The following is a 9,080-nucleotide window of genomic DNA, read 5'->3' as shown; positions in this document are numbered from 1 at the left end:
ATCGCATTTTTCCTTATTGTTGTGATACTTGTACCGTTCTCGGTGGGGCCGGAAAGCGGCCTTCTGACCAAGATCGCACCCGGTGTTTTGTGGCTTGGAGCGCTGTTGGCCTGCCTGTTGTCCCTTGATCGGATCCTGGCGCTGGACTGGGAGGACGGCACATTGGATTTGGTGGCGACATCTCCGCTCCCCCTCGAAGGCGTGGTGTCCGTGAAAGCACTGGCACATTGGATCACCACCGGCGTGCCGCTGGTTGTCGCAGCCCCTGTGTTTGGTGTGCTGCTGAACCTGCCGCCACAGGGCTTTGTTTGGTTGGTAGCTTCGCTGGCACTTGGCACCCCGGCGCTCAGCGTGATTGGCACTTTTGGTGCGGCTCTCACGGTGGGGATCAAACGTGGTGGTTTGCTGCTTTCTCTTTTGATTCTACCGCTTTACGTGCCAACGCTGATCTTTGGCGCTGAGCTCGCCCGCCGTGGTGCCGAAGGTCAGGATGTGTCCACGCCGCTGCTGATGTTAGCTGGGATCACCTTTGGCGTGATTGCACTTTTGCCTTTTGCCAGTGCTTTGGTGTTGCGAATGAATCTGCGCTAGCGTGCGGCTGACTTAATCCATATCAAGGCACTTGTGGTGCTCTCATGGAAGTGAAGTGCACAACGAACGACGACAAGATAGGACACCCTCATGGGATCGATCTGGGAATATGCCAATCCGGTGAAATTCAGCCAAACCGTGTCACGGTTTCTGATGCCGGTAGCCGTTTTAGCCGCAATTGCAACGATTGTGGGGTTGGTCTGGGGGTTTTTCTTTACACCGGATGACTACCGCCAAGGCGCAACTGTAAAAATCATCTACCTTCACGTTCCGTCAGCCCTGATGGCGATCAACATCTGGTTCATGATGTTGGTGACCTCGCTGATCTGGCTTGTGCGCCGCCATCACGTGAGTGCCTTGGCCGCCAAAGCTGCCGCGCCAGTGGGCGTTGTCATGACTTTGATTGCGCTATGGACCGGCGCGGTCTGGGGACAGCCTATGTGGGGCACCTGGTGGGCCTGGGACCCGCGGTTGACGTCGTTCCTGATCCTGTTTCTGTTTTACCTTGGCTACATCGCGCTTTGGGAAGCGATTGATAACCCGGATACCGCCGCCGATTTGACCGCCGTGCTCTGTATTGTTGGCTCTGTCTTTGCGATGCTCAGCCGCTACGCGGTAAACTTCTGGAACCAAGGTCTGCACCAAGGCGCCTCGATCATGCGGGCAGGGGCTGTGACCGGTGCCGACACGGAGGAGAAGGTCTCCAACGTGTTCTTCTATCCGTTGATGATGTGCATCATTGGTTTTGTTTTGTTCTTTGTCGCGCTGGTGTTGTTGCGCACCCGCACGGAAATTCACAAGCGACGCACTCGCGCGCTGCTGGCACGGGAGCGTTTGGCATGATGCCTGATCTGGGAAAATACGCTGACACGGTGCTGTCGTCTTACGCCGTGTCTCTGCTGTTGATTGGCGGACTGATCTGGTGGAGCCTGCGCGCAGCACGTAAAGCCCGCGCAGACTTGGATGATGTTGAAGGCCGCCGCAAATGAGCGATACACCAGCAAAAAAGAAAATTTCGCCGCTGATGTTCCTGCCACCACTGCTGTTTGCAGGGTTGGCGGCGATGTTCATGCTGGGCATGCAACGGGAAAACCCAAATGAGCTACCTAGCGCACTTGTCGGCGAACAGGCCCCGGACGTCCAGATCACCATGTTGGGTGACAAGGACATGTGGGATGCCACAGCCCTGCGCACAGGCAAGCCAACCTTGGTGAATTTCTGGGCAAGTTGGTGTGGCCCGTGTCGCGTGGAGCATCCAAACCTGATGGATCTACAAGCCGAAGGACTGACCATTCTTGGCGTGAACTATAAAGATTCTCCGGGTAATGCTTTGAGTTTTCTCAGTGAATTGGGTGATCCGTATACCGCCGGCGGAGCCGACACCACGGGCCGCATGGCGCTGAACTGGGGCGTATATGGCGTGCCGGAAACCTATTTGGTGGATGGCGAAGGCAACATCCTTTTGCGCATTGCGGGGCCGGTGACCGAACGCGAGGTCGAGGGCCGCATTCGCCCTGCGCTTGACGCACTCAACTAACGCGACCAAAAACTCAGAAACAAAAAAGGGCTCGGTGTTGGGATACGCCGAGCCCTTTTCATTTTGTATGGAAGAAGCTCAGCCTTCGATCATGTCCACTCGGGTGCCATGACGGCCACCTTCGAACTCTGCATCGAGATAAGCGTCCACAATCTCCAGCGCGACACCTTCACCCACAACACGGGCGCCAATCGACAGCATATTGGCATTGTTGTGCGCGCGGATCATCGCAGCAGAAAACGTGTCGGAACACACGCCACAGCGAACGCCAGGTACTTTGTTGGCGGCCATCATGATGCCTTGGCCTGTGCCGCAGAGGATGATGCCCAGATCGCAATCACCAGAGGCCACACGTTCCGCAGCGGCCTTGCCGTGCAACGGGTAGTGGGTGCTTTCGGTGGTGGTTGGACCGATGTCGACCACCTCATAGCCTTTGGCAGTCACATGGGTGGCAACCGCTTGGCGCAGGTCAATGGCGGCGTGGTCGCTGGAGAGCACGATACGTTTGGTGTCAGACATGAAGGGCAGACCTTTTTGTGAGTGTTGATCCGTCCATAGGGGCAACGCGATCCAAGTGCAATTGCTGCATGCCGGTTCGGGCTGTGATCGCGAAGTGACGCTCACTGCTTCTCGCGAAACCTTGATTGGCATGTCACATCCTATCCGCATAGAACAGTTCCGGGGACACACTCAATGGAATGGACCAGAGTATGATCGGACAGATTGGCATCCGTGCGACGGGCGCAATTGCTGCGCTGTGGCTGAGCTTAGCGTCACCGCTTGCTGCAGACACTGCACCTGTGGTGGTGGAACTTTACACCTCTCAAGGCTGTTCCAGCTGTCCTCCAGCGGATGATTACTTCCACAGGGAACTGGCCGGGCGTGATGACGTGATCGCATTGGCTTTTCACGTTGATTACTGGGATTACATTGGCTGGAAAGATATCCACGCGGATCCGGCTTTTACGCAGCGGCAGCACAGCTATGCACGCGCCGCCGGGCATCGATCAGTTTACACGCCGCAGATGATCGTAAACGGCAAAGACCACGTGGTTGGCGCCCATCCTGGCAAGGTTGAGGGCCTCATCAAAACTCATAAAAATGGGACTGCAGCAGTAGATCTGTCCATCATGCGAGACGGCAATCAGCTGCGGATCAAAGCATCGGCGACGCAACCCAAGCCCATGCAAGTCCACATTATTCGTTACAAGCCGGCCGAAAAAGTCTCGATCAAGCGCGGCGAGAACGCGGGTCGTGTGCTCACTTATGCCAATATCGTCTCGGAGTGGAAGACAGTGAAAGACTGGAATGGCCGTTCTGCGCTTTCGGCCAATGTGCGGGTGAAAGGGGATGCACCGATAGTGGTGTTGATCCAAGGTGAAAACGGCGGCCCTATCGAGACCGCCGCACGCATCAAGTAACTGAGAAGGCTAGGTTTACTCGTCTTCGTCGTCATCTTCTGAAATAAGTTCGATTTCGCCAAGCTCGACCAGATCTCGAACGGCCTTTGTGACTTCGGACATGGCCGCTTCCGCATCTTTGGTCTTCACCTTTCCGCGTTCCGTGATGCCTTCGCGCAGCTGATCCGCCATGCGACCAGACATGTTGGATAAGATAAACTCCGATGACATGCCAAAGTCGCCTTCCGTAGCAAAAGCCATCGCAGTGATCAATGCAGCTTCGTCGATGTCTTTGGTCAGCTTCGGAACATCCAGCGGTTTCACGCGCGTCGCGATATGCGCGTAGGTGAAAATCCGACGACGCACGGCATCTGCAAACGCGGCATCCTTTTCATCCAAGGAACCCAAAACGTCGTCGCGGGTTGATGTGGATGCGCTGTTCAGAATAGCGCCGAGACGATCTTCCGGCCCGGACTTGAATGCCTTTGGCGGACGGTCTTCAATCTGACACGCCAGGGTTAGGCCGATGCGGTCGACCGCTTCTGGTGTGATGCTCTCAGTCATGGACATGGCGAATGTGATGCGGCGGGCCTTGTCGCCCGGCAGCTTGGCCAAAACTTCGGCGGCTTTTTCAACTGGCAGTTTGGAGATGAGGACTGCGGAGACTTCGATGCTCTCGCCATCAACCATCTCGATCAATTCTTGGGTTGAGAGCTCTTTGATCCGCGCCCATGGGTTGCCAATCATACGCACGCCAGCCTCTTTGCGCAGGCGAGCTTCGGTCATTGGGCTGATCTGCCCTTGCAGCACGCTGAGTGCCCCAGAAATGCCATTCGGGAACGAAAGTCCAATCGACTCAAGCTCTTGTGCAAACTCCATAAGCACATCGCCGAGGGTCTCTCGGTCAATGTAGCCCATGTCACCCATCATATAAGTGAGGTCCGCCTGATGGTTATCAGACAGTTCCGCCAGCGCGAGCTCCGCCCCTTCGTTGAGCAGAAAGCGCACAATGATTGCCGCTTTCTGCGGGCGGGAGAGATTGGTTTTGCGCATGCCGCCCAATGCAGGCATGTCATCGATGCCGCCTAAAGGCGCCAAAGGAATCGCATTGTCCATCAAAGTCTCCATATGTCTTGAGCGCCAATCTTTCACCCAAGCCTAAAGAAACCCTGAATATGATGGTTAATAATTGAAAGTAGTTCCCGACCGAATGGCCTCTGCCAGGGACGCTTCGGACCAGCTGCCTTCTCCACCCCTGTTTCGGATTTCTGTCAGCTGAAGCCGAGCCAAATCAAAGCGCCCCAATTCCACATGCGCCTGCCCAAGATAGGAGCGCGCCAAAAGGTTATTTTGGTTTTGTTCCAATGCTTTGGCATAAAACACCATTCCAGCATCCACGTTGCCAAGCTTGCGGTGGGTAAACCCCCAATAAGTCAGGGCTCGATCCGAGGTTGGGTCTTCGAGCGCACTCAATAGAATCTGCGCTTCTGCATTCCGACCGGCATAGGCCAAAGCGCGCAATTCCTCGATGCGGTCCTCATCCGTCAACGAGCTGTCTTGTTGCGGCACACATTTGCCTTTGCTTTCGCTGAACACATTGCCCTTGGTGCATGTCACAGTTCTGGGTTTCGGCTCTGAGGAACCGCCGCCTGCCGCCCAAAGGGGGGTGGCCAATGTGGTTGCCAATGCAATCGAAATTAACCCGCGCGTCAAAGTCATAAGGAACTCCACTCAAAAAACTTACTTTGGATACACGGTAACACGGACGGGCAGGATGCTAAAATCACGGAGCCGTCAGCGGAGAGAAACAAAAAAGGCGCGCCGTAGCGGCACGCCTTTTTCTACATTCAACGCGGAACTTTAGTCTTTGAAAACACGCGCAAAAATTGTGTCTACATGTTTGGTATGGTAATCCATGTTGAACTTCTCATTAATGCCATCAACACCCAATGCAGCGACCACATCTGCGTCCGCCAGAAGTTGTTCTTGGAAATCGACGCGCTCTTCCCAGACTTTCAGCGCATTACGCTGTACCATGGAATAGGCGTCTTCTCGGGACACGCCAGCTTGGGTTAGGGACAGCAGCACGCGCTGCGACATCACCAGGCCAGGAAACTTGTTCATGTTGTCGAGCATGTTCTCAGGGAAGATCAGCATTTTCTCGACCACACCTGCCAGGCGGTGAAGAGCGAAGTCGAGCGTCACAGTGGCGTCCGGGCCAATGCCACGCTCTACTGAGGAGTGTGAAATATCGCGCTCGTGCCACAGGGCGACGTTTTCCATCGCTGGGATTACTGTCATGCGCACCAGACGCGCGAGACCAGTCAGGTTTTCGGTCAGCACAGGGTTCTTCTTGTGCGGCATTGCCGAAGAGCCTTTTTGGCCCATGGAGAAGAATTCCGCGCCTTCCAACACTTCGGTGCGCTGCATGTGGCGGATTTCGATGGCAACGTTTTCAATCGAGGAAGCAATCACACCCAACACAGCAAAGAACATTGCGTGGCGGTCACGTGGGATCACTTGAGTGGAGATTGGCTCCGGTGTCAGGCCGAGCTGCTCACACACATGCTCTTCCACAGCTGGATCGATGTTGGCAAAGGTGCCGACCGCGCCGGAGATGGCACCCGTTGCGATCTCTTCACGCGCTTGCTGTAGGCGTGTCTTGTTGCGGTCCATCTCCGCGTAGAAGCGCGCAAAGGTCAGACCCATGGTGGTGGGTTCTGCGTGGATGCCATGCGAACGGCCAACACGTAGGGTGTCTTTGTGCTCAAGCGCCCGTGTTTTCAATGCGGCCAACAGGCGGTCCATGCCTACCAGAAGGATGTCAGAGGCGCGCACCAGTTGCACGTTAAAGCAGGTGTCCAGCACGTCAGAAGAGGTCATGCCTTGGTGCACAAAACGCGCTTCTTCGGAGCCAACATGTTCAGCCAAGTGGGTCAAAAACGCGATCACGTCGTGTTTGGTCACAGCTTCAATTTCGTCGATGCGTGCCACATCAAACTCAACGTCTTTGGCTTTCCAGACAGCATCCGCGTTTTCCTGCGGGATCACACCCAGCTTGGCTTGTGCGTCACAGGCATGCGCCTCGATCTCGTACCAGATTTTGAATTTGGTTTCAGGCGACCAAACGGCGACCATATCGGGGCGGGCATAGCGCGGGATCATAATCTCAGCCTTGCATTGTTAGCTAATGGGGTCGCGGTCCGTGTAGACGGTGCGGTCAAAAACAGCAAGGATTTCACGCTGCAATGCGGCGATTTCCCTCAGAATTCCCTATACAATCGTTTAGATTGTGTGGTCCTATGGACGGAATTTTTTACTGGAGGCATTTATGCAAAAGACATTGAGGCTTGGCAGCCTACTTCTCAGTGCCGCGATTTGTGCTGCGCCCATGTTGGCGCAGGCGGACACGCAGGTTGTCTATAGTGATCAATCCCGCATTGTGTTTCAGGTTGATGTACCTGATTTTTGGAACCTGCGCGTGGGTGGACCAAGGGATTTGGCTCCGCCAAACGATGACGATATTCGCGCGGTGGAACGCGTGTTCGGATTGGAACCCGAAAGTGATCACGGTGTCTGGGTAGGGCTGATTTCTCCGCCAAAATTCCGAACTTTGGAGGATGCTAAGGAGTACGCGCGTGGATTGAGCGGACAACTGGCAAAAACCACCGAAATTTTGAGTGCTGAGGATCGCCGTGTCGGCAATTATCCTGCCACAGTGATTACGGGTACCGGACGTCGAGATGGCAAGCCTGTATCTTTCAACGTGACCCTGATCGATATCAAGAATGGGCGGGTTGTGGTGGCACTAACCATCATGTCTCAGGGCTTTGACCAAAGCGCGCTGACCGATGTGAACGCCATTCTTCAATCCATCAAAGCGCGCTAAGGAGGCCGGGCTATGACGTCTTTTCAGAGACCTTTGAAACTGCTGACCGCTTTGGCGGCCGGGGCAATGCTGTTGAGCGCTTGTGAAAACACCGGTAGCGGATCTTCCGGAGCTTATTACGACTCTATGATGTGGAACGATTATTACTATCGGCCATATCCACCGCATCCGGAGCGGCCGCCGCGCCCGGAACACCCCATTGAACGTCCGCCGGAACGTCCGGTGCACCCAATTGCGCCCCGACCGCCGGTCACGCGACCAACACCACGCCCACGGCCCACACCTCGGCCTGCGCCGCGTCCGTCACCACGACGCTAAAGGGTGATGTCATGCCAGTTGCGTGACCACTTCGCTGGATTGCTCCAATGTCCGATGCACCGGGCAGCGGTCGGCAATCTCCAACAATCGGGCGCGCTGTTCTTGTGAAAGCGCGCCTTCCAGGTGGATCACACGACGAAACTGATCCACCTTTTGGCCTGCAGGCGCTTCGGCATCAGCCGCGTGGATTTTGTCGTGACATACATCGACCCAAACATGATCCAGAGGCCAGTTTTTGCGCCGCGCGTACATGCGGATGGTCATAGAAGTACAGGCGCCCAAACCCGCTGAGAGAAACCCATAGGGTGTCATGCCGCGATTGCTACCGCCATAGGCCAGGGGTTCGTCTGCCAAGGCGTGATGCAGCGGCCCGGCGTTGACGTCCTGCAAAAAACCTTCAGAATTGGCTTCAGACACGCGCACTATGCCCTCTGGTGCGCCGGGAGGCGGGGCAGGTGGCGTAAGGTTCATGTAGCGTCCAACCCACGAGGCGATCACCTCTGCAGCGTATTCTGCGTCTTTGGGGCTGGTGATCAAGTGATCCGCGTCATCCAATGTCACGAAGCTTTTGGGGTGTTTTGCCGCTTCAAAAATCTGTGCGGCGTTGTCGATGCTTACGGTGTTGTCGCGTGGCGCGTGCAACACCAATAGCGCTTGGTTCAGATTGGCAATGCAGGCGCGGAGATTTTGATTTGAAATGTCATCCAAGAAGGCTTGCTTGATCTCAAATGGTCGGCCGCCAAGCGATACCGTTGCCTGGCCTTTCTCGGTGATTTTGTCCCGGTGTTCGTCAAACTGATGCGCCACATGCGCCGGATCAGACGGTGCACCCAATGTCACCACCGCCTTGGAGGACGCAATTTGAGTGGCGGCCCGGAGCACAGCTGCGCCACCCAAGCTGTGGCCGATCATCAACGCCGGTGCCATTCCGCGGTCCGCCAAATAGTCTGCCGCAGCGATCAAGTCGGCGACGTTGCTAGAAAAGTGCGTGTTGGCAAATTCGCCTTCAGAATGGCCGAGTCCGGTGAAATCAAACCTCAACACTGCAATGCCCATGCTTGCCAGCCGCGCCGCTATCCGCCGTGCTGCGGGAATGTCTTTGGAACAGGTGAAGCAATGCGCAAAAATGGCCGTTGCCAGATGTGGTCCTTCTGGCAAATCCAACCGCGCGGCCAAAGTGTCTCCGGCGTGTCCGGTAAATGTAATGCGTTCGGTTGGCATGGGGCGCTCCTTTTGTTAGCCAATCCAATGTGAGGGTGATTGCAATCGAGGCAAAGCACTTGCAACCTAGGCTCACGGCAAGGTGACCACATGCGAGCGGATCCCATTACGGACAACGCCACGG

At 55.7% G+C, this 9,080-nt stretch carries 12 protein-coding genes; 7 read left to right on the top strand and 5 right to left on the bottom strand.

Going from position 1 to position 9,080, the window contains the following annotated elements; all coding sequences use genetic code 11:
• The 4 genes from ccmB to QZ517_RS01040 all read left to right on the top strand — a co-directional run.
• On the top strand, positions 1-591 hold a 591-nt coding region (gene ccmB, locus QZ517_RS01055), incomplete at its 5' end, for a heme exporter protein CcmB (RefSeq protein WP_294220661.1).
• A gap of 90 nt (positions 592-681) precedes the next feature.
• Positions 682-1,434: a heme ABC transporter permease gene (locus QZ517_RS01050; RefSeq protein ID WP_294220658.1), complete on the top strand. Its 753-nt coding sequence runs from the start codon at positions 682-684 to the stop codon at positions 1,432-1,434.
• The gene (gene ccmD / locus QZ517_RS01045; protein ID WP_164646516.1) at positions 1,431-1,580 is read left to right on the top strand and encodes a heme exporter protein CcmD; all 150 of its coding nucleotides are present in this window, start codon (positions 1,431-1,433) and stop codon (positions 1,578-1,580) included. The genes QZ517_RS01050 and ccmD overlap by 4 nt, the downstream gene beginning before the upstream one ends.
• A 35-nt stretch (positions 1,581-1,615) precedes the next feature.
• Entirely contained in the window at positions 1,616-2,128 is a 513-nt protein-coding gene (locus QZ517_RS01040; protein WP_294220670.1) for a DsbE family thiol:disulfide interchange protein, read from the top strand.
• Positions 2,129-2,206: 78 nt separating this feature from the next.
• On the opposite strand, the gene rpiB is transcribed toward QZ517_RS01040, so the two are convergent.
• Positions 2,207-2,647: a ribose 5-phosphate isomerase B gene (rpiB, locus tag QZ517_RS01035; RefSeq protein WP_294220651.1), complete on the bottom strand. Its 441-nt coding sequence runs from the start codon at positions 2,645-2,647 to the stop codon at positions 2,207-2,209.
• 191 nt (positions 2,648-2,838) lie between these two features.
• Between rpiB and QZ517_RS01030 the strand changes: the two genes are divergently transcribed.
• Complete coding sequence (locus QZ517_RS01030; RefSeq protein WP_294220648.1) at positions 2,839-3,549, top strand: thioredoxin family protein; 711 nt, start codon at positions 2,839-2,841, stop codon at positions 3,547-3,549.
• A gap of 15 nt (positions 3,550-3,564) precedes the next feature.
• Here QZ517_RS01030 and QZ517_RS01025 read toward each other — a convergent pair whose 3' ends face one another.
• From QZ517_RS01025 to purB, 3 genes are all read right to left on the bottom strand, one after another.
• Positions 3,565-4,644 (bottom strand): FliG C-terminal domain-containing protein, encoded by a 1,080-nt coding sequence (locus tag QZ517_RS01025; RefSeq protein WP_294220645.1) that lies wholly within the window; start codon positions 4,642-4,644, stop codon positions 3,565-3,567.
• 66 nt (positions 4,645-4,710) lie between these two features.
• A complete protein-coding gene (locus tag QZ517_RS01020) occupies positions 4,711-5,247 on the bottom strand; it encodes a hypothetical protein (protein WP_294220642.1) in 537 nt (178 codons plus the stop codon).
• A 141-nt stretch (positions 5,248-5,388) separates the two neighbouring features.
• Positions 5,389-6,693, bottom strand: a complete 1,305-nt coding sequence (gene purB, locus QZ517_RS01015) for an adenylosuccinate lyase (RefSeq protein WP_294220639.1) — start codon at positions 6,691-6,693, stop codon at positions 5,389-5,391.
• Positions 6,694-6,859: 166 nt separating this feature from the next.
• On the opposite strand from purB, the gene QZ517_RS01010 reads away from it, so the two are divergent.
• A complete protein-coding gene (locus tag QZ517_RS01010) occupies positions 6,860-7,417 on the top strand; it encodes a hypothetical protein (protein WP_294220635.1) in 558 nt (185 codons plus the stop codon).
• Positions 7,418-7,429: 12 nt separating this feature from the next.
• Entirely contained in the window at positions 7,430-7,735 is a 306-nt protein-coding gene (locus QZ517_RS01005; RefSeq protein ID WP_294220632.1) for a hypothetical protein, read from the top strand.
• A 9-nt stretch (positions 7,736-7,744) separates the two neighbouring features.
• On the opposite strand, the gene QZ517_RS01000 is transcribed toward QZ517_RS01005, so the two are convergent.
• A complete protein-coding gene (locus QZ517_RS01000) occupies positions 7,745-8,956 on the bottom strand; it encodes a bifunctional alpha/beta hydrolase/OsmC family protein (protein WP_294220627.1) in 1,212 nt (403 codons plus the stop codon).
• Between the last annotated feature and the right edge of the window lie 124 nt (positions 8,957-9,080).

Source organism: uncultured Shimia sp., from assembly GCF_913054185.1.
Taxonomy (GTDB): domain Bacteria; phylum Pseudomonadota; class Alphaproteobacteria; order Rhodobacterales; family Rhodobacteraceae; genus Shimia.
Note: the sequence above shows the minus strand (reverse complement) of the source record. Positions and strands in the feature narration are given on the sequence as shown.

Bases quoted from the DNA above. Each gene is read 5' to 3' on its own strand.
- ccmD (WP_164646516.1), top strand. From the start codon at position 1,431: ATGATGCCTGATCTGGGAAAATACGCTGACACGGTGCTGTCGTCTTAC.
- purB (WP_294220639.1), bottom strand. From the start codon at position 6,693: ATGATCCCGCGCTATGCCCGCCCCGATATGGTCGCCGTTTGGTCGCCT.
- QZ517_RS01025 (WP_294220645.1), bottom strand. From the start codon at position 4,644: ATGGACAATGCGATTCCTTTGGCGCCTTTAGGCGGCATCGATGACATG.
- QZ517_RS01040 (WP_294220670.1), top strand. From the start codon at position 1,616: ATGTTCCTGCCACCACTGCTGTTTGCAGGGTTGGCGGCGATGTTCATG.
- QZ517_RS01010 (WP_294220635.1), top strand. From the start codon at position 6,860: ATGCAAAAGACATTGAGGCTTGGCAGCCTACTTCTCAGTGCCGCGATT.
- QZ517_RS01000 (WP_294220627.1), bottom strand. From the start codon at position 8,956: ATGCCAACCGAACGCATTACATTTACCGGACACGCCGGAGACACTTTG.
- QZ517_RS01050 (WP_294220658.1), top strand. From the start codon at position 682: ATGGGATCGATCTGGGAATATGCCAATCCGGTGAAATTCAGCCAAACC.
- QZ517_RS01030 (WP_294220648.1), top strand. From the start codon at position 2,839: ATGATCGGACAGATTGGCATCCGTGCGACGGGCGCAATTGCTGCGCTG.
- QZ517_RS01020 (WP_294220642.1), bottom strand. From the start codon at position 5,247: ATGACTTTGACGCGCGGGTTAATTTCGATTGCATTGGCAACCACATTG.
- QZ517_RS01005 (WP_294220632.1), top strand. From the start codon at position 7,430: ATGACGTCTTTTCAGAGACCTTTGAAACTGCTGACCGCTTTGGCGGCC.
- rpiB (WP_294220651.1), bottom strand. From the start codon at position 2,647: ATGTCTGACACCAAACGTATCGTGCTCTCCAGCGACCACGCCGCCATT.